Below are 19,505 nucleotides of genomic sequence, written 5' to 3'. Positions count from 1 at the left end.
CCGCATCGCGGAACGGGGGCAGATCGGCAGGTCGAAGCATCCGGAAGCGGTCTCGCGCGGCACAGGAGGACGTACACAGAATGATGGACGCCGAGCGTCGCATTTGACCCTTGCAGACGATTCTTTGCACGGTTGAGCCATAGGTCAGCGGAGGGCGTGGGCGGAATGGATGCAGAGACCGGGGACCACCCGCAGGAGATCGGCTTCATCCTCGTGCCCGGCTTCGCGCTGATGTCCTTCGCCTCGGCCTGCGAGCCGTTCCGCGCGGCCAACGATCTCGCCGGGCGGCCACTCTACCGGCTGCGCTATTTCGGCGAGGCGGAAGGCCGGGTGGCCGCCTCATCGGGAACCGAGGTCCCCACCGAGGCGCTGCCGCGCCTGCGCGGCTATCTCCACACCCTCTTCGTCTGCGCGGGCGGCGAGCCGACCGGGTGGGACAGGCCCGAGATCCACGCGACCCTGCGGCGGATGGCCCGGCTCGGCGTCCGCATCGGCGGCATCTCGGGCGGCCCCTATCTCATGGCCGCGGCGGGCTTGCTGGCCGATCGCGCGTTCACGCTCCACTGGGAATATGCGGGCGCCACGGTCGAGACCTTCCCGGACGCGCGTCTAAGCCGGGCGCGCTACGTCGCCGACGGCGATCGCCTGACCTGCGGCGGCGGCGTCGCGCCCTTGGAGATGGCGCACGCCCTGATCGCCGAGCGCATGGGAGCAGCTTTCGCGCGCCGCGTCGCCGACTGGTTCCTTCACACCGCAATCGGCGCCGCCGACGATCCGCAACGGGCCTCCGCGGTCGAGCGGTACGGGATCCACCATCCGGCCCTGCTGGCGGTGCTGGAGACAATGGAGAAGACGGTGGAGGCGCCGCTCGGCCGGCAGGCCATGGCGCGCCTCGCTTCGATCAGCCCGCGTCACCTCGACCGACTGTTCCTCGAGAAGCTCGGGCTGAGCTTCTCGACCCAGTACAGGGCAATCCGCCTCGCCCATGGCCGTCGCCTGCTACGCCAGAGCCCGCTCCGGATCGGGGAGATCGCGACGGCCTGCGGCTTCTCGAGCGCGGCCCATTTCTCGCGTAGCTATCGGTCTCAGTTTGGCTGCAGCCCATCCGCGGAGCGTTGAAACAAACTAAAACAATCCCCCCAGGCTTCATTACAGGGAAGGTCTGACATATGGCGCCGGCAGCATCTCCGCAGTTGGGCGGCTGGTCGGATTTGCCAACAAAGCTGTGATGTCTACATTGCTGGCTACCAAATTGCCTTGCACCACCGCACCACAAAGGCTAGATTGCAGGCTATGAAGTCATTTCTGCTTCGATTGGCCGCTCGCTTGGAAGCAGCCATTCCGCTTATGGCCAGATCCGGCCGGCCGCTTCGTGGTCAAGACAGCCGTCGAGAGCGGCCGCTAGCCTGCTTAGAAACGGACACGCGGGGCCTATAGGCGAATGTCATAGAAGGGTGGTGAGCGGACTTCACCTCAGGATCGAGAAGCGGACCTTGTGAGCGGGCCGGAACGGTCCGGTGCAGGTGCGCTTACACCGGAACTCAAGCCTAGAAGACAGGGTTTCGCCTTCTACGGGAGGCCATTCGCACCGTGTGCTCTGTAGCCAGGGCGAGCGAGAAGGCGCTCGTGATAGGCTGTGATGGCGGGATAGCTCGGGCGTTCCATCGGCGTCATTCGCCAGCGGTTCACAGACAAGCCGAGGACTACGTCAGCAAGAGTGAAAGTAACTCCGGTCGCATAGGCCTCTGTCGAGGTGAGGTGTCGGTCTAGGATGCCCATCATCCTGTTCCAGCCCGCTACTCCCGCCGCGATCATGTCGGGATCGGAGTACGCCGGATCACGGCGGACAAGGCCGAGGAAGGGGATACGCCAGGACGAATTCAACTCGGTCGCCTGCCAGTCCATCCATTGCTCAACGAGGGCGCGTCCACGCGGATCAGCGGGGAGCAGATCGGTCCGGGCTGCCGCTGTAGCAAGGTAGCGGCAGATCGCGTTCGACTCCCACAGCACCCCCGCCTCATCCTCGATCACAGGGACGAGGCCGTTCGGGTTGAGATGCAGAAATTCCGGGGTGTCAGTTCGATTGAAGCCGCTGCCGTAGTCCTGCCGATCGTAGTCCAATCCGATCTCGGCACAGGTCCAGAGGACCTTCCGCACATTGATCGAACTGGCTTTGCCGAGAATGCGGATCATGAGAGGGGCTGAGCCACTGCTAGAACGATGGAGACACGGCTTAGAGCACGCAATCGCATCTTTGACCCGTGGAGTTAACGCAACTTGTTGGAGGTGCTCAAAGCGGACGCTGCGAACTTCTGAAAGGGGTCGCGAGCGGGCTTCACAGCGACGTCCGCTTTTCCCGTTTCCGGTCCGAAAGCGGACAGGCCGCAATCGGCCAGACCCGGTCGTTCATCGAAATATCAGGATGTTCGAAGCGGCCAAAATGAATGACCGCTCTGCGCGTCCCTGGCGGTGATGGCGCCACCGTGAAGGGCGGCTATCGTTGTGACGGTGAGCTACAGTTCGCCGGTCGCAACGCAGCCCGTTTGTGCGCGGAACCGTGGCAGTGAGAGGGCTTGCGTTTCAGATACTTACGCGGGAAACTGTGCAGAACCGCGGGATGACGGAGTGAGAGTGGGTCCGTGCCGCGTGTGTGTCTACGAGACCAGCGCTGAGCATAGCGCCAGCGAGGCAGTGCTATCGGTAGAGTTGCTGGCTGGCAGGGCCGGTCGGCGCTGGATCGTCGGCGGCGATAGACGGTCCGGTGTTTGCGCGCGATCTCGGCAGTGCGAGGGCGGGGTGGGGTGACGCGTTGTGGCCGGCCCCTCTGTATTGCATTTCGATGAGGATGAGCGCTCGGGCGCCGGTGGAAGCGCGTCTCCGCGGGACGACGTCGAAGGCCGTGCAGCCGGAGGTGAAGCGGGCGTCGCCACGGCCTTGGCTGTACTCGAACCACGCGTCAGTGGCTCTATTCAGCGGCCCGGGCAGCAGTTCCGTTACGAAGCGGGTAGCCAGTACGCGATCGCGGGCGATGAGGCCGAATAGGTTGAACGCGAGCAACTGGGACGAGAGCAGTTAGCCTTGAGGCGGTCCCGGTCGTAGGCGGCGCCCCATTTACGGCAAGTGAGGACGCGCCCAGAGTGGGCGGACAGCGCTCGTGAATAAGCTTTGATTGCTGGCAGGCGTACAAGATTATACGAAAGAGAAACTGGCGCGACCTAATCTTACGTTGCACTATCCTGCTCGTGTGGCAAGCTCGGCGGCGGATCTCTCATCCCTTCCGCAATTTGCAAATCCAGCAAAGCGGCGCGTTCGTACAAGGAAAGCGACATCGATGCCGCATCGAATTCAAAATGAAGATTTGTGATATTTAGCTCAACGCTTCCAATGTACGGATTGTATAAGACTCCACATAGTCGAGCAGTCGGTCTGACGTCTGCCTCGCCGCCTGCTCGTCCTTCATTGCTACTGCCATGGCGATCCGCGCGTGGAGTTCGCAGACGCGCCCGAGATCGCCGAACCGCTTGAAATGCAGATACCAGAATCGGCGCGTCTGCGCTTCGATCGGACCGATCGCATGCGCGGCGTAGCTGTTTTGCGCCGTCGCGACGATCAACGCATTGAACTCCCGGTCTGCCGCGATAAAGATCTTCTCGTCGCCGGTCCGAGCAGCCGCGTCGAATTGCGTCGCGAGTCTTCGGAATTCGCTGGATACCTTGTCATCCGCCAAGCGGGCGGCCCTGCCGGCGATAATCTTCTCGATCTCACGGCGGACCTCAATCATCTTGAGCTGATCGACCATGTCGATCTCTGAAACGATCACACCGGCGCGCGGCACGATACGGACGGTTCCCTCCAGGGCCAATCGCTGGAGCGCCTCACGGATCGGCGTCCGTCCGATCCCTAGCTGTCGATTCAGCGACTTCTCAGAGATCAGGCTGCCCGGAGGAACTTGCAGGGTCACGATCATCTCTTCGATGATCCGATAGGCCATCTGAGATTGCGTCTCAGCCTGTGGAGCAGTCCCCGCGAAAGCCTTCTCGTCGGTTTCGCGAATGCGTGATCCAACAGCTGCTTCTTCCTCTCCTTGACTGTTTCGATCCACGTTTAACACCGGCGAGTCCGACATAGACTAAATGCCTCTACTCTGCCGCGCGCACCTGCTCGCGCGTCACCGGCTTCTCTGCGGCCTGCGCCGAGAAACGGCCGAGCACCACCACACGGTTCTGAGGTCGCTCGCCTGACACGTCAAGGACACCTCGCCGATGTGCGCAGGCCACTCTACCCAAATCGTCTTCGGAGACCCGCGGATCCTCATTCGCGATCGGAAACGGCCGCCCGCCATTTCAAGGTCGAGGCAAGTCATTCTACGAAAACGTGGGTGGGGTCCGCTCGCTCGACCCTTAACGAACAGCCCGACGCCACGCTCCGAGCAATGTGAAACGCGAATTGTGCGATGCCTGAAGCGCAGATACTGCCGGCTAAACTTTAATAGAAATGCATTTCCTCGCCTTTATCTGCCGGGGAGGCGACAGGCCTGCGATTCTATGCTCCCGGCTCCAAAGCGATGCAGCCTTGCCCAGCCGGCCGAATCATGTACCATAATGCTGACATGTCAGAGACACGTCAGAGGTCGGCATGTGTTTCGAGTCGGCGCGCTTCGTCGCTGCACTTGGGAGGAAACCATGAACGCCAACTCACCGGGCTTCACGCCCGCATCGTCCCGCTGGGGCCAGCTCGCCCTGGGCATGATCGCCATGATGGCGATATCCAGTCCACAATATGTCTGGGCCCTGCTCACAGGCCCGCTCATGAATAATCTCGGCGCGACGCTTGCCGAAATTCAGGTTACGTTCTCGCTTCTGATCGTGCTTCAAACCTTCCTTTCACCCCTTCAAGGATATCTGATCGATCGCTTCGGCCCACGCTTGCTGCTGTCCGTCGGAGCTTTGTTGACGGGCGCGAGCTGGGTGCTTGCAGCGAATGTCCAGACGGTCTGGGGTCTTTATCTAACCTACGGCGTCCTCGGTGGCATCGGCACGGGCATCATCTACGTCGGCGTGGTCGGCATGATGGTGCAGTGGTTTCCCGACAAGCGCGGGTTGGCGGCAGGATTGGTTGCCGCGGGTTACGGCTTCGGAGCAATCCTTACGACGTTTCCGATCGCCCGCTCGATCCAGAGCGGGGGCGTCTCGAGTACGCTGCTGACCTACGGGTTCATCATCGGAGCAGTCGGCATTCTTGCCGCCCTCGGGATGCGCCGGCCGCCTCGCCCGGCCGAAACGGCGGTGGCTACGAACGTCGAAACAGCGCGCAGTGTCGCTCCCCGCGAGATGCTGCGCAGTCCGATCTTCTGGCTGATGTTCGCCATGATGACCATGATGTCGACGTCGGGCTTGATGGTCATCTCCCAGATGGGCGCATTCGCGCACGACTTCGGTGTCGCCAACGTGATGGTGTTCGGCCTGGCCGCACTGCCGCTCGCATTGTCGATCGACAGATTTACGAACGGCCTCACGCGGCCTTTCTTTGGCTGGGTTTCGGATCGCATCGGCCGCGAGAACACCATGTTCATTGCATTCGGCCTCGAGGGCCTCGCGATGTTGGTGTGGCTGTTCTATGCGCACAACCCGGTGATGTTCGTTTTGCTGTCCGGGATCGTGTTCTTCGGTTGGGGCGAGATATTTTCGCTGTTTCCCTCAACCCTGACCGATACGTTCGGCACGAAGCACGCGACGACCAACTACGGCTTCCTGTATATGGCTCAAGGAGTAGGGTCGGTACTGGGCGGCCCGCTGGCGGCGCTCCTGCATGACACGACGCATTCCTGGAACGTCGTGTTCGGTTTGGTCGTGTTGATGAACATCCTCACGGCCGTCCTCGCCCTGTTTGTGCTGAAGCCGATGCGCGAGGTGCACAAGGCCAGAGCCGGGACAAGCCTCTTGGAGGTCGGTGCCTTGCCCCTCCAGCGGCAATCCGCCTGAGACGGATCTCGCCGGAGCGGCTACCGCTCCGGCGGTATTTTTCCGGATGCGTCCTTCGGCGCCGACAGCGAGCTATCGGAATGTTCCAAACTGTCCAGTCGACCCGCGGCATGGCCGTGGCGCCTCATTCGCTTGCGGCTCAAGCCGCCGTTTCGGTCCTGCGCGATGGCGGGGACGCCATCGAGGCCATGATCGCGGCGGCTGCCACCATCGCGGTCGTGTATCCTCACATGAACGGCATCGGCGGCGACGGCTTCTGGACGATCTCCTGCCCGGGGCGGCCGGTGACGGCCATCGAGGCCTGCGGACCCGCCGCGGCCAGCGTCTCGCACGACTACTATGGCGTGCGGGGGTGTACGAGCATTCCGGTCCGCGGACCCGACTCCGCGAACACGGTAGCCGGAACAATCGGCGGGTGGGACGAGGCGCTGGCTGTCAGCCGATCCTGGGGAGGCAAGCTTCCGTTGAAGCGCCTGCTCGAGGACGCCATCTTCTATGCTGAAGACGGGATAGCCGTCACGGCATCCCAGCGGATCAGCACTGTCAAGAAGCTGAACGAACTGGCGCACCTTCCGGGATTCGCCGCGACCTTCCTGATCGATGGCGAGGCGCCTCCGACCGGGAGCCGGTTCAGGCAGTCTTAGCTTGCCGCCACTCTGCGGATCCTTGCATCGGAAGGGCTCGATAGCTTCTATCGCGGAAGTTTGGCGCGGCGCATCGCGGCCGACCTATCGACGCTCGAATGCCCTGTGGGCGCGGAGGATCTCGCTTCGTATCGTGCTCGTGTCCGGGTGCCCTTGCGTCTGGCACATAGCGCGGGTGAACTCTATAATATGACGCCCCCCACCCAGGGTCTCGTCTCTTTGATGATTCTTGGAATCCTCGACCGATTGAACATCGGTCGACATGAACCAGACAGTGCGGAATACATCCACCTCGTGGTGGAAGCGACGAAACAGGCGTTCGCCGTCCGCGATGAGTTCATCACCGATCCGGATCACATGAAAATCGATCCGCAAAGTTGCCTATCGGACATCTTTCTTGACCGACTCGCCGCAAAAGTCCGGCACGATGTCGCGCTTCCCTGGGGCAAAGGAAAAGGACCGGGCGACACCATCTGGATGGGCGTGATCGACGCGGAGGGACGCGCCGTTTCGTTCATACAGAGCATCTACCACGAGTTCGGAAGCGGTACCGTCCTGCCTGAGACCGGCATCGTCTGGCAGAACCGCGGCTGCTCGTTCTCGCTCGATCCCGAGCACCTCAATACTCTGCGACCCGGCAAGAAGCCGTTCCACACGCTCAATCCGGCTCTGGCCCGCCTGCGCGACGGACGCGTTATGGTCTACGGCACAATGGGCGGAGACGGTCAGCCGCAGACGCAGGCGGCTCTGTTCACGCGCTATGCCGTCTTCGGTTTGGGAATCCAGCAAGCCATCACGGCGCCCCGCTGGCTTCTCGGCCGGACCTGGGGACAGGAGTCTGATACGCTCAAGCTCGAGAACCGGTTTGCCCCCGAGACGGTCGAGACGCTGCGACGTCTCGGACATGATGTCGAACTCCTGGACGGCTTCGACGAGCAGGTCGGCCACGCGGGCGGATTGGCCCGACATCTGTCAGGAGTCCTCGAAGGAGGGTTCGATCCGCGCAGCGACGGCGGCGTGGCAGCCTTCTGAAGCTGCCATCCGGCTGAGGTGCGACTCCTGACGGAAGATGGCAGTTATGGATTCGAAAGACGGATCAGGGATTACTGACCTGACCGGCTGGTTTTGGACCGGGCTGATTGAGAGGATCAGCTGGGACCAGAGGTGTTGGGGATGAAGCGAGGACAGAGGCCGAGCGCGGAACAGATCGTGCTGATGTTGCGCCAGATCGAGGTGCAGACGGCGCAAGGCAAGAGCATCGCTGTCGCCTGCAAGGAAGCGGATGTTTCTTAGCAAAGTTACTACCGCTGGCGCAAGGAGTACGGCGGTCTGAAGGTCGATCAGGCCAAGAAGATGAAGGATCTGGAGCGCGAGAACGCCCGACTTCGTCGCCTTGTGGCCGACCTCTCTTTGGAGAAGCAGGTGCTGGCGGAGGTCGCCTCGGGAAACTTGTAGCCCCCGAGCGACGCCGGCAGGCGGTGGCTGGCATCCGGGAGAAGTACGGCCTCTCGGAACGTCACGCCTGCCGGATCGTCGGCCAGCATCGGGGCACGCAACGCTACGTGCCCACGTTGCCGGCCGACGAGGATGGGCTGACCCGTGCCATCATCGCCCTCGCGTCCGAGTACGGGCGCTACGGCTACCGCCGCGTCACTGCGATGCTGCAGGCAGCCGGCTGGCAGGTCGGCAAGGGTCGGGTCCAGCGCATCTGGCGTCGCGAGGGGCTGAAGGTTCCCAGCCGACATAGACCACGCCGCCGCCTGTGGCTGAACGACGGCTCGTGCGTGCGACTACGGCCGCTCCACCGCAACCACGTGTGGAGCTTCGACTTCGTGCGGGCCCGGACGCATGACGGCCGAAGCCTGCGCATCCGGACGCTGATCGAAGAGCACAGCCGAGCCTGCCTCGCGCTGAAGGTGGCGCGGCGCATCAACGGCGTGGGTGTGATCGAGGCGTTCGCCGACGCCATGTGCCTGCACGGCATCCCCGAGCACATCTGCTTTGACAATGGCCCTGAGATGATCTCCAAAGCGCTGCGCAAGTGGGTCGCCAAAGCTGGCTCGAAGATCCAGTACATCGCGCCAGGATCGCCGTGGGAGAACGGGTATTACGAGAGCTTCAACGGCAAACTTCGTGACGAGTGTCTACGCCAGGAGATCTTTTATTCGCTGAAAGAAGCGCAGATCGTGATCGGTCTTTGGCAATCCACCTACAACCAAATTCGACCGCACTCGTCGCTGGGCTATCGGCCGCCCGCGCCCGTCAGCTACCCGGATCTGGCTTTCCGACTCCCCATGGCCGCTACCATGCAGTAGCCTCGCAATTCGCCCGGTCCAAAATACCGGTCAGGTCAGTTGTGGCGCTGCCGTGGAGAACCTGCCCCATAGCGCGTCCCTCCATGCGGCGTCAGTTGTACCACCACACAGCGGGACCAAACATCTGGGAAGCCGAGCTATGCACTACAGTGGGTCTCCTTGAGGCATACCTTCAGCGAACTGGGTCCGGTTTGGTTCAGGAACCAGCACTTCACCGTTCAAAACAGACCGACAGCACGTGAACCATCCAAACCATACCGCCGGAGGCTAACAGACCGATACGGCACGTCCGACCGACTCACGCCACCTGCGTCGGAGCGCAGAGTCGGACATCCAGGAAACGACGATGCCTTACCGCCAGGTTAGCTGCGTCCGCTGACGCCTTTTATGCGAGAGCCCCGCGAGGCGGCCGGTGGCAGGGAACCGCGTCAGAAAACCAAATGTGGGAAAACCTTCGCAACCGGACATTCCCGAAATCCGCCGCGCGGGGCCTCTTAGGGGGCATTTCGTGCCATCAGTCAATGAAAGCCAGCCGACGGTGAACAGCACACCCTTCTCGGATCATACTTGGGCACGAGCAGCTGAAAGAGAGTAACACAACACTGCATTGCAAGAAGGCGATCGGGTGAACACTGCCACAAAATGATGGAGTGAAAGACAGCTCTAGGACCGCCAGCTATCAGATGGATCCGACAAAGGTTAAGTTCATTGCAAGGTCAAGGCGAGTGATGTTCAATGGGCCTAAATGAGGAATACGCCAGTCTTGACGCGACAGACCTTGCCGAACTCGTGCGGCAGCGGCAGGTTAGCCCTGTCGAACTCATCGACGTCGCCGCCGCGAGGCTGGAGCAGGTCGAGCCGACGCTGGCCGGTATGACCGAGTGGACGCTGGAACAGGCCCGCCAGGCCGCTCACGAGCCGTTGCGCGAAGCTCCATTCGCGGGCGTGCCCTTCCTCCTCAAGGACAACCTGCATTTTGCTGCCGGATTGCCTTATCACAATGGCAGCCGTATCTGGCGCGGCTGGGTGCCGCCGCGCGACAGCGAGATGGTGCGGCGCTTTAGGGCTGCGGGGCTGATCATTCTTGGCAGCACCAAGGTGCCCGAGTTGTCACTGTCGCCGGTCACCGAGCCGCGGCTGTTTGGGCGTGCCAACAATCCATGGGCAGTGGATCGCACCACGGGCGGATCTTCGGGTGGATCCTGCGCCCACGTGGCGGCCCTGACCGTGCCGATGGCTCACGCCACGGACGGAGGCGGCTCCATCCGCATTCCTGCCTCCTGCTGCGGCCTCTTCGGGCTCAAGCCCAGCCGCGGACGAACGCCGAACGGCCCTTATCTCGGTGAGGGCTGGCACGGCCTAGCCATCGGGCACGCGGTCACCCGAAGCGTGCGTGACAGTGCCCGCCTACTCGACGCCATTGCCGGCCCGGATCTCGGGGCGCCATGCAGGATCGCTCCGCCCGGGCAGGCGTTCGCAAGTGCAGCGGCACGATCGCCCGGTCGATTGCGCATCGCTTTCAGTTCGGCCGCTCCCAATGGTGCCTCGGTCGCTCCAGAGTGCCGGGAGGCGGTGGAGAACGCGGCGAGACTTTGTGACGCGTTAGGCCACGTTGTCGAGGAGGCGGCCCCTCCCATCCCGCACGACTATTTCGCGTGGTTCATGATCGTGTTTCTGGCTGCCGTCGCACAGGAGTTCACCTTCGCGGAGGAGTTGACCGGGCAGAGGGCTCGCCGCGCGGAGGTAGAGGAGAGCACATGGCTGTGCCGCGCACTCGGAAATGGCTTCTCGGCCGCCGAGCTCTCCGTCGCCCTGGAACGGCTACACCGGACCACGCGACAGATCGCGGTGTTCTTCGAGACCTACGATCTCCTGCTGACGCCGACGCTGGCCAGCCCTCCTGCGAAGCACGGCGAGTTTCAGGCGAAAGGGCTTGAGGCAATCCTGCAGGCGCTGGCGGCTCGGCTTGGGATCGGCCGCTACCTCCGCTATGGGCCGCTTCTGCAGCAGGCAGCCGACCGCGCCTTTCGCTTCATCCCATTCTCGCCGATTTGGAACGTCACAGGCCAACCAGCCGCAAGTCTGCCCCTGCATTGGACGCTGAACGGCCTACCTGCTGGCATTCAGGTCGTGGCGCGCTTCGGAGAAGAAGCAACGCTCCTGTCATTTGCGGCCGAGATGGAGCGCACCTGTCCGTGGAACCATCGTCTGCCCCCGATCAACTCTCTGCCAATGAATACAGTGCAATGATCGGCAACGAGTATCGCGAAAGGAGAATGGCGTGAGGTCCTGGCCTTCACACCTGATGTTCTTATTGGCGGTTTTCGGCTATAGGCAAGCGGATGCCAAAGCACTCCCGATCACGGGTCTTTATATCCGCAAAGCACCGTCACTGGGTGAGATGCGGATCGAACCGGCAGGATCACACTGGAAGGTGTCCATCTCAGCGGGAGGGCTGCCAAGAGGGCCAGCTACGGCTGCCGATTGCTCGGTCGTTGCAGAAGGCGATCTGAAAGGTGCGAAGCTCACTGCGCGGATTTTTGATGATGCTCCGGGTGCTGAGCGGCTCATCAGGATGCGTATCTCACCCGGGTGGGCTGTCATCACCCTCGGACAGGTTGACAGGGTCTGCGGCATGGGATCGGACGTATCTGGTGTTTACGTGAGGAAGCGCTGACGCCCATCCACACTACAGATCCGGCAAGGAAGTTGGGGTCAGTCAAGTATTTCAAGCGACACGGATACGAGCTCAAACCACAGCGAGCGAGCGCTCAGGCAATAAGCGGGCTGCGCTCGCTCACAGCCGCAAGCAGACCCTGACGCCTCATGCAAACGGATCGCGGTCGGTGTGCTGACCGCGCTCTTGCGACCTGAGGGTGTCAGCTCGCCGGCCGCCTAGTGGCTTTCGCAAATACCCATTCGCAGCCCCGGGGCCGGGAGGCGCCGTGCGGCTTGTGGAGCGCCTCGATGAAGTTGCGAAGCTTCGCCAGACACTTGCCACCGTGGATCACCTGCTCGTCTAAACTGAGCCTCCAGGCCAAGTCGCGCCGTCCAGGTTCGCGACGCATCTCCAGAGCGGTGGTCGGCGCCGGTCACGGTGGTGAGGTGCCAAGTTCCGAAAAGCGGACGCGTCGCTTGGCGCCCATCGCGGCCGCTCAGCCGACTCTCGCGGTTTCTCCGAAGCGGACGCTGCAGCAACTCAGCTTGTGGGTCTCAGTTGCGCCAACAGCTGACCACGGGCCGATAGGCGCTGAACCGCCGCTCCCGACCCTTTGCAGAAGCCCTGAGCGTCCGCTTGCAGGCTGCAAGGTGAGGCAGTGACCTACGGCCGGGATGGGTAGTATTGCGCCGGTTCGCTTCCGAGCGATGACCGCGGAAAGCGGTCATCGCGGGACCAACGCACACTCTCGCAAGACCGCCGCTCTATTAACTCGGCAAGAACGGCGATACGCGGACATCAAATCGCAGCGCGCGTTCAGCGTAAGAAGCCGAGTTGCGCCTTATGCACGTGCGACCGGTGCCGCGGGCCGAACCTCTGGCTCCGACAGCCGGCGGCGACCAATCCAGAAAACCAGGGCGCATCCCACCCCAGTCAAAGCGCACAACGGCAGCAGGGCGACGGGGAAGCTCCCGGTCTGCTCCCGGAGCAGTCCGATCAGCGAGGTGATCGCGCCGGTTCCGAGATGCGCCAGCGTGTTGATGGCGGCAATGCCGGCCGCCGTCTGCGCCGGCGGCAGCGTCTCGGTGGCCAGGGCAAAGAACGGCCCCTTGATGGCGTAGTTGCCCAGCAGCACGAGCGAGAGCAGCACCAGCGTGATCCAGAGCGAGCCCGTGAGCAGCGTCAGGGCGAAGCTGATCGAGGTCAGCGCCAGCGGCAGGGCCGTGCTCCAGATGCGCTCGCCGCTGCGGTCCGCGCGCAGGCCCCAGAAGATCATGAATGCCGAGGCGATGCCGAACGGGATCATGTTCAGCAAACCGGTCTCCAGGTTGCTGAGGCCGAACCCCTTGAGGATCTGCGGCATCCAGAGCGACAGTGTGTTGCTGGTCGCCGAACTGCCCGCGTAGATCACGGCGAGCAGCCAGACCTGGGGACTCGCGAGCACCGCCCACACTGCCGCGAGGCCGTGCGCGTGATGGGGAGCCGCGGCTTCGGCGGCCCGGCGCTCAGCATCCAACCGTTCCGTCAGCCAGTCCCGCTCGTCCTGGCTGAGGAACCTCGCCCCCGCGGGCCGGCTTGGCAGCAGAGCCAGGGCGGCGAGTCCGAGGAGGACCGCCGGCACGGCCTCCATGATCAGCAGCCACTGCCAGCCCCGCAGCGACGCTGCGCCGTCGAGGGTGAGGAGCGCGGCCGAGAGGGGCGAGCCGAAGAAGCTGGAGAGCGGGATCGCCACCATGAACATCGCCACGATGCGCGCCCGGTAGGCCTTGGGGAACCAGTAGGTCAGGTACAGGATCACGCCGGGGAAGAAGCCGGCCTCCGCGGCGCCGAGCAGGAAGCGAGCGACCGCGAAGCTCACCGGCCCGGTGACGAAGGCCGAGCCGATCCCCACGAGCCCCCAAGTGATCATGATCCGGGCGATCCAGATGCGCGCGCCGACGCGTTCCATGGCGAGGTTGCTCGGCACCTCGAACAGCACGTAGGCCACGAAGAACAGGCCCCCGCCCAGGCCGAAGGCCGCGGTGGAGAGGCCGAGGTCGCGGTTCATGGTCAGTGCCGCGAAGCCGACGTTGACCCGGTCGACGTAGGCGATGAAGTAGCAGAGCACGAGGAAGGGGATCAGGCGCAGGCCGACCTTGCGCATCGTCCGAGCCTCGAAGACGTCCGCGGTCGCCGCGGGCGGCGTCGTCTTTGCCATGGTCGTGTCCCCCTCTGAAGTCGGATGTCCTGGGCCCTTGGCGACCCTATCGGTCGAAGCGAAAGAGCTGGATGGGCGTGTCCGCGAGGATGATCCGGCGCTCGGCCGCGTCCGGCACCCAGGCGTCGAGGTCGCGCCGCGCCTCGGCGGGGCTGGCTTTCGTCTCGAACTGGGTGTGCGGCCAGTCGCTGCCCCAGAGCAGCCGCTGCGCACCGAAGGCTTCGCGCAGGCGAGCGGCCGCCTCCCGTGCCGTTTGCTGCCCCGCTGCGCCGCTGCCGTTCCGGTACGCCCCGGAGAGCTTCACCCAGACGCGGCCGCCGGCCCCGAAGCCGAGAAGCTGGCCGAAGCCCGGATCGGCGACGCCCAGGGCGGGATCGATGCGGCCGAAATGATCGACCACCACCGGAATGCCCGCCTTGATGAGCGGCGGTAGCAGGCCGGCGAGCCGCCGGGCCTCGGCTTGAACCTCGATCTGCCAGCCAAGGTCCTTCACCCGCGCAAGATGGCTCTGCCAGACGGGGTTGCTGAAGGTCGGGTCGGGCTGGCCGATCAGGTTCAGGCGCAGGCCCACGACCCCCGCCTCCGCCAAGTCACGCATGGTCCCGATCTCGGTCTCCGGCGCCAGTACAGCGATACCGCGCAGCCGCTTTCGCTCCTGTCGCAGAGCCGAGACCATGTAACTGTTGTCGGTGCCGAGGAAGCTCGGCTGGATCAGCACGCCGTTCGACATGCCGTTGCGGTCCAGCATCGCGAGGTAGTCGATGATGCTGGCGTCGTAGTCGGGAGCGTAGCGTCGCTCGCCCGCCAGCGTGAGTGAGCGCGTGAAGACGTGGGCGTGAGTGTCAACCGAAATCGTGCTCGATGTTCCCGCGACTGCGCGGTCCGGGCGGGGCAGAGTGAGGACGAGGCCGCCCACGAGCATGTCGCGGAAGAACGTGCGCCGGTTCATCGGGTCAACTCACGGTGTGCGGATGGAGCGAGCCATCGGCGCGCGCGTCCGGCAGGAGGGCAACGGCGAGGAGGACGAGCCCGTAGGCCGCGAAGGCGGACACGCCGATCGCCGGACCGAGACCGAGAATTTCGCTGAGCAGGCCGACGGCGAGGGGCAGCACGGCCGAGGCGAGGCGGCCGGCATTGTAGCAGAAGCCCATTCCCGTCCCCCGCAGGCCGGTCGGGAAGAGTTCGCTGAACAGCGCCGCGAGGCTCGCCGGGATCCCGGCCGCACAGAAGCCGAGGGGCGCGCCGAGCAGGAGCAGCAGGGTGCCGTCGACAGCAACCAGCAGGTAAAGCACAACCAGGGTCATGCAGCCGATGGCAAACATTGCCACGGTCTGGCGCCGACCGAGCCTGTCGACCAAGCTACCGGCCACGAGGCAGCCCAGCCCGAAGGCCGCGATGATGATTCCGAGATAGAGGCCGGTGCCGAGCACGGAGGTGCCGCGCTCAACGCTCAGGTACGTGGGCAGCCACGTGAACAGGGCGTGGAAGCCGCCATGTGCGCCCAGACCGAGCAGCGCCCCGATTGTCGTGACCTGGCGCATGCCGGGCGCGAAGATCGCAAGTGGACCGACTGGCCGGCTGGGCTCGGCTGCGGTGTGCCGCCGATCAGGCTCGGGAACGGAGCGGCGGACGAAGAGGATCAGGAGCGCAGGCGCGAGGCCGCAGGCGAACAAGACGCGCCAGGCTGTCACCTGTTCGAAGGCGGAGAACGCGGCGGTTGAGAGAAGCACGGCCGCTCCCCACCCGACCGCCCAGCCACCCTGGACCGCGCCCAGCGCCTTGCCGCGATGCTCGTGCCGGATCGCTTCGGCCATCAGCACGGCACCGGCCGCCCACTCGGCGCCGAAGCCGAGCCCCTGGAGCAGCTTGAGACTCAGAATCTCGGTGAAGCTCTGCGCGAAGGCCGCCAGGAAGGTCGAGACGGCGAACCAGAGCACCGTGATCTGAAGGGCGCGGACGCGGCCGATCCGATCCGACAGAACGCCGCCAATCCAACCACCGAGCGCCCCAGCGACCAAGGTGACGGCACCGATCAGCCCAGCGTCCGAGCGGCTCAACCCGAAGGTGGCAATCAGCGCGGGAATCGCGAGGCTGAACATCTGCACGTCGAAGGCGTCGAGCGACCATCCGCCCAGGCAGGCCCAGAAGGTGCGACGTTCGGCCGGACCGATCTCACGGTACCAGCGGAACAAGGGCTTTCCTCCGTCCCCATAAAGAGGACTAGTCATTTATATGAATATATGAACCGTCGATGAGGGCGCGGTCAAGAGGCCGCGCGGCTCAACGGATTTCGACGTGGTAGCGAAAGCCTGCCGCCGCGCCGCGTGTCAGGCGCCACTCGATGGGGCGGCTGTCGAAACCGAATGCGAGGCGCTCGATGAGCACGACGGGAGCGCCTTCCGCGAGACCGAGGTTCTCGCCGTCGGCCGCATTCGCGGAGCCCACCGTCAACGTCTCCTCCGCGCGGGCGACGATTTCGCCGCAGAGTTGCTCGTAGGCGGGGTAGAGCAGGTCACCGATCTCCGTCAGGGGCGCCTTGAGCAAGGGGGCAAACCGCGCGGCCGGCAGCCAGATCTCCTCGGACAGGATCGGACAACCTTCGATAAGCCGCGTCCGCAACAGGCAGATCGCCTGGGAGCCTGACTCGATACCCAGCGCATTGCAGACGGCTTCGGGCGCGCGGCGGGCTTCCCGAGCGCGGATACGACCCTCCGGTACGGCTTGAGCGCCGTCAGCATCGAGATGTCGGAAGAAGCGGAACAGGGATCGGTCGAAGCGCGGACGCCGGACGAAGGTGCCACGGCCCTGCTTTCGTTCCACGAGGCCATCCGCGACAAGAACGTCGATCGCCTTCCGCACGGTTCCGATGGCGACCTGATGCGTGGCGGCGAGTTCCGACTCGGTTGGGATCGGCTCGCCAGTCCGCCAGACGTTGCGCGCGATTTTGTAAGCGATCTCATCGCGCAAGCGCTGGTAGAGCGGCAGGCGCAGGTCGGACTGAAGCATAGCGTTCCCGGTCATGTGTATGACTGTATGACCTTCCAGCTTGTCCGCCAACGTGAGGCTCGCAGGAATCCGAACCGGAGATGCGCGCCACTCACTTGTTCCGCTGTGAACTTCCATCCGAGCAGCAGCCTGAAACGTGTTCGCACGAGCGCAGCTTCGCTCGTCCCCCATGGAACAGCCTTCAGCGTTCTACGCCGGCGATCCAGCGCTCATGCTGCTTCGAAGACAAACCACACTGCTGCGTGAGAGCAGTAGATGCGCGACTTGGCTAAATCCGGCCCTCCGCGATCTGAAGACCCAGCTCGGGACGATGGCCGCTCATCAGGAACCGCACCGGTCCTCAGATCAGCTGTGATGGGCGGAACGCGGAACGACAGCTTCTGAGCAATTCACGCCCGGTATCGGTCTTCCGGAATGGTTGCCAGACGGGACGGCTGTAGGCGGCCCTCAGCAAGGCCGTAGAAGTTCTGGAAGCTCATGATGAGGGGCCGCCAGTGATCCGCATCGACGCGGTTATCATGACCTGCAAGACACAGACCGTCTTCGACATGCACGCGAACGACACGGGTTTCTAACACCATGCTGCGTCCACCCCAGCGCGGATCGTTCTCTGCCAGTTCATGAAAGGCATAGAGTTCGGCCTCCATATGGACAGGGCATTCGAGAGCACGGGGAGGCATGACGAGCTCAGAAGGGATGGGCGTCAGACCGGCATGTTCGAATTTGTGCCTCACGAAGTGGTAGCCACGCTTGGCTTTGCCTTCTGGCACCGGGTCCGAGCCTGTCGTCAAGGCGACGCGGTCAACCGCCTCGACCTGAGCGTCGGAGGGCAGGTTGAGCACACATTGCTTCGTTCGAAGCAGGTTCTCCGTGGTCTTGGATGCCTTGGCGAGCCCGAGGACGCATCGTTGGCCGATCCACCATGCCGAAGACATAGGAGCAAGGTTCGCAGAGCCGTCCTCGTTCAGGGTGCTGATTAGGACAACAGGCGTGCCGAAATACAGGATCGCCGGATCGATTGTTCTGTGCATGGGGAACTCCGTCTGGTGGCGATCCCGGTTTAGAGAAGCAGCTTCGCAACAAGCATCTCGTTTCTTGCTCTGAAATCCGTCATCGGCTCTCCAAGGGCGAGCGGCTTCAGCCGACCCTTGTGGTGAAGGCATGACGAACGTCTGCTTGTAGGCGCGAAGGGGCGATGCGGAGCGGCCGGATCCAGTCGTAGCCGGAATGTCCGTGTGTGGACGCCCCATCGGATTCAAGGGGGTGTTTGAGAGATCTGTGTGCGCCGGTTCAGGTGCTTCCGTGTGTTCGGCCTGTTGATGCAGCTATCCTCACGGCTGCGGGCCTGTATGGAAATCGCGGGTCAGGGCCAAATCGCTTAGCGCGCTCAAGGCGCTTGCGTTCTACGCCGACCTTCAGAGCGGGTATTCAGCAGTGCGCAAAGCCATCAACGACACGACCTCATTGCTCATGCGGCGTCCAGTCAGGACTGTAGCCCCCAAGAGCGGGATGATACATCTCGTCGCCAGAATGCTGCGTGAACCCCACGTTGAGGCGATCCTCGCGCAGACCGAGGATTTCAACGCAGTGTGCGCACATCGCCTTAGCGACCTTCATCCGCAACTCGGCTGAGTGACCTCTCCGGATGTCCAGCATCATCACGGACACAGGCACCGGCTCGGCGCCGACATCCGGTATCCGCCACACACCTCTCTCGCCGAGCTCACGAATGGCGACGCTGATCCGCCGGATGTTGACCGAGATCATTCCCGCGTGGGTCTGGCTCATCTAAGCAGCAAGGCGCAGCTTGGATGCCACGGAGTGCTTGCCAGTGACGTCGAGCTGAAGATAAGGCGCGGACGTCCGTCGGGCTCAGACCATGTGCGCGGTTCCAAACCCGTAACGCCGCGAGGGCTTGGCGTTGTTGAACTTGGCGGAGATCGCGCGGCGGTCCTCCTCCCTGCGCGTCCAATCGCCAACGTCCTGCAGGCCCGGGATGGTAACGAGCTCGCCCTGGTCGAGACCGACCAGCGCGGCGTCGACCAGATCTGCCGCCGACATGGTGATCGAGGATGTCTTCTGCGCCGCGTAGCTGGCAACATCCCAGAATTCGGTGGCCGTCGCGCCGGGCAACACGGTTTGGACGCGCACGCCCTTGTCCGCGAGGTCTTTCTGCGGTGAACGGCCGAAGCTGAGGGCGTAGGACTTCGAGGCGCTGTAGACGCCGTTGAGCATCTCGACCGCGACGCCGACGACGGACGAGATGTTGATGATGGTTCCGGATCCGCGCGCCACGAAGGCCGGTGCGACCGCGTAGGTCAGGCGTGTCAGTGCCTTGATGTTAAGCTGGATCATGGCGTCCATCTCATCCACGTCGCCCTGCAGGATCGACGCGACGGAGCCGATGGCGGCGTTGTTGACGTGCATGGTGATGCTCGCGTCATCGCGCAGCCGAGCCTCCAGACCGGTGGGGGACAGGTGCAGTCAGAGAGGTTCGTACACCTCGTTCAGGGTCATGCGCCGGATGGTCCGGCAGTCACCGCAGAGCCGGAGTGTCGCCACCGCGTCAGGAGCTGGTGGCGGGCTCACAAGCTTCAAGTTGGTCGCCGGAACGTCCCCGCATACGCTACAGCCGTCCTCGCGCCCGGCAATGGTCAGCGCCCGTCGCGTCATGGCAGCTTGCTGAGGGTTCGTGCGCTCAAG

13 protein-coding genes and 2 pseudogenes are annotated in these 19,505 nt (G+C 63.7%); 5 read left to right on the top strand and 10 right to left on the bottom strand.

What is annotated here, in order from left to right; all coding sequences use genetic code 11:
- The first annotated feature begins 165 nt into the window (after positions 1-165).
- Positions 166-1,119 carry a GlxA family transcriptional regulator gene (locus ACYCO6_RS25315; protein WP_459764446.1) on the top strand — a complete coding sequence of 318 codons (954 nt, stop codon included), beginning with the start codon at positions 166-168 and terminating at the stop codon, positions 1,117-1,119.
- Positions 1,120-1,569: 450 nt separating this feature from the next.
- On the opposite strand, the gene ACYCO6_RS25310 is transcribed toward ACYCO6_RS25315, so the two are convergent.
- From ACYCO6_RS25310 to ACYCO6_RS25300, 3 genes are all read right to left on the bottom strand, one after another.
- Complete coding sequence (locus ACYCO6_RS25310) at positions 1,570-2,193, bottom strand: glutathione S-transferase family protein (RefSeq protein ID WP_459764444.1); 624 nt, start codon at positions 2,191-2,193, stop codon at positions 1,570-1,572.
- 501 nt (positions 2,194-2,694) lie between these two features.
- The gene (locus ACYCO6_RS25305) at positions 2,695-3,057 is read right to left on the bottom strand and encodes a hypothetical protein (RefSeq protein ID WP_459764442.1); all 363 of its coding nucleotides are present in this window, start codon (positions 3,055-3,057) and stop codon (positions 2,695-2,697) included.
- Between the two features lie 310 nt (positions 3,058-3,367).
- A complete protein-coding gene (locus tag ACYCO6_RS25300) occupies positions 3,368-4,111 on the bottom strand; it encodes a GntR family transcriptional regulator (RefSeq protein WP_459764440.1) in 744 nt (247 codons plus the stop codon).
- 571 nt (positions 4,112-4,682) lie between these two features.
- On the opposite strand from ACYCO6_RS25300, the gene oxlT reads away from it, so the two are divergent.
- The 4 genes and pseudogenes from oxlT to ACYCO6_RS25280 all read left to right on the top strand — a co-directional run bounded on the left by oxlT (position 4,683) and on the right by ACYCO6_RS25280 (position 11,190).
- Entirely contained in the window at positions 4,683-5,981 is a 1,299-nt protein-coding gene (gene oxlT / locus ACYCO6_RS25295; protein WP_459764437.1) for an oxalate/formate MFS antiporter, read from the top strand.
- 80 nt (positions 5,982-6,061) lie between these two features.
- Positions 6,062-7,657 (top strand): annotated as a pseudogene (locus ACYCO6_RS25290) (gamma-glutamyltransferase family protein).
- Between the two features lie 141 nt (positions 7,658-7,798).
- Positions 7,799-8,940: pseudogene (locus ACYCO6_RS25285) on the top strand (IS3 family transposase).
- 735 nt (positions 8,941-9,675) lie between these two features.
- Positions 9,676-11,190, top strand: coding sequence for an amidase (locus ACYCO6_RS25280; protein ID WP_459764435.1), 1,515 nt, complete (start codon positions 9,676-9,678; stop codon positions 11,188-11,190).
- A gap of 1,250 nt (positions 11,191-12,440) precedes the next feature.
- Here ACYCO6_RS25280 and ACYCO6_RS25275 read toward each other — a convergent pair.
- From ACYCO6_RS25275 to ACYCO6_RS25245, 7 genes are all read right to left on the bottom strand, one after another.
- Positions 12,441-13,796: an MFS transporter gene (locus tag ACYCO6_RS25275; protein WP_459764433.1), complete on the bottom strand. Its 1,356-nt coding sequence runs from the start codon at positions 13,794-13,796 to the stop codon at positions 12,441-12,443.
- A 46-nt stretch (positions 13,797-13,842) separates the two neighbouring features.
- The gene (locus ACYCO6_RS25270) at positions 13,843-14,745 is read right to left on the bottom strand and encodes an amidohydrolase family protein (protein WP_459764431.1); all 903 of its coding nucleotides are present in this window, start codon (positions 14,743-14,745) and stop codon (positions 13,843-13,845) included.
- A gap of 4 nt (positions 14,746-14,749) precedes the next feature.
- Complete coding sequence (locus ACYCO6_RS25265; RefSeq protein ID WP_459764429.1) at positions 14,750-15,988, bottom strand: MFS transporter; 1,239 nt, start codon at positions 15,986-15,988, stop codon at positions 14,750-14,752.
- An 88-nt stretch (positions 15,989-16,076) separates the two neighbouring features.
- On the bottom strand, positions 16,077-16,802 hold the full coding sequence (locus ACYCO6_RS25260; protein WP_459773720.1) for a GntR family transcriptional regulator: 726 nt from the start codon (positions 16,800-16,802) through the stop codon (positions 16,077-16,079).
- Between the two features lie 389 nt (positions 16,803-17,191).
- Positions 17,192-17,833 (bottom strand): flavin reductase family protein, encoded by a 642-nt coding sequence (locus ACYCO6_RS25255; RefSeq protein WP_459764427.1) that lies wholly within the window; start codon positions 17,831-17,833, stop codon positions 17,192-17,194.
- A gap of 430 nt (positions 17,834-18,263) precedes the next feature.
- Positions 18,264-18,590 (bottom strand): tautomerase, encoded by a 327-nt coding sequence (locus ACYCO6_RS25250; protein ID WP_459764425.1) that lies wholly within the window; start codon positions 18,588-18,590, stop codon positions 18,264-18,266.
- Positions 18,591-18,674: 84 nt separating this feature from the next.
- The gene (locus tag ACYCO6_RS25245; RefSeq protein WP_459764423.1) at positions 18,675-19,229 is read right to left on the bottom strand and encodes an SDR family NAD(P)-dependent oxidoreductase; all 555 of its coding nucleotides are present in this window, start codon (positions 19,227-19,229) and stop codon (positions 18,675-18,677) included.
- Positions 19,230-19,505: the final 276 nt, after the last annotated feature.

The organism is Methylobacterium sp. CM6257 (assembly GCF_054611515.1).
The sequence above is the reverse complement of the archived record's forward strand: the minus strand, read 5'-3'. Positions and strand labels throughout refer to the sequence as shown.

What these genes read in the sequence shown, in the direction of transcription:
- ACYCO6_RS25315 (WP_459764446.1), top strand. Translation starts at nt 166, where the DNA reads ATGGATGCAGAGACCGGGGACCACCCGCAGGAGATCGGCTTCATCCTC.
- ACYCO6_RS25310 (WP_459764444.1), bottom strand. Translation starts at nt 2,193, where the DNA reads ATGATCCGCATTCTCGGCAAAGCCAGTTCGATCAATGTGCGGAAGGTC.
- oxlT (WP_459764437.1), top strand. Translation starts at nt 4,683, where the DNA reads ATGAACGCCAACTCACCGGGCTTCACGCCCGCATCGTCCCGCTGGGGC.
- ACYCO6_RS25280 (WP_459764435.1), top strand. Translation starts at nt 9,676, where the DNA reads ATGGGCCTAAATGAGGAATACGCCAGTCTTGACGCGACAGACCTTGCC.
- ACYCO6_RS25275 (WP_459764433.1), bottom strand. Translation starts at nt 13,796, where the DNA reads ATGGCAAAGACGACGCCGCCCGCGGCGACCGCGGACGTCTTCGAGGCT.
- ACYCO6_RS25270 (WP_459764431.1), bottom strand. Translation starts at nt 14,745, where the DNA reads ATGAACCGGCGCACGTTCTTCCGCGACATGCTCGTGGGCGGCCTCGTC.
- ACYCO6_RS25260 (WP_459773720.1), bottom strand. Translation starts at nt 16,802, where the DNA reads ATGCTTCAGTCCGACCTGCGCCTGCCGCTCTACCAGCGCTTGCGCGAT.
- ACYCO6_RS25255 (WP_459764427.1), bottom strand. Translation starts at nt 17,833, where the DNA reads ATGCACAGAACAATCGATCCGGCGATCCTGTATTTCGGCACGCCTGTT.
- ACYCO6_RS25250 (WP_459764425.1), bottom strand. Translation starts at nt 18,590, where the DNA reads ATGAGCCAGACCCACGCGGGAATGATCTCGGTCAACATCCGGCGGATC.
- ACYCO6_RS25245 (WP_459764423.1), bottom strand. Translation starts at nt 19,229, where the DNA reads ATGCACGTCAACAACGCCGCCATCGGCTCCGTCGCGTCGATCCTGCAG.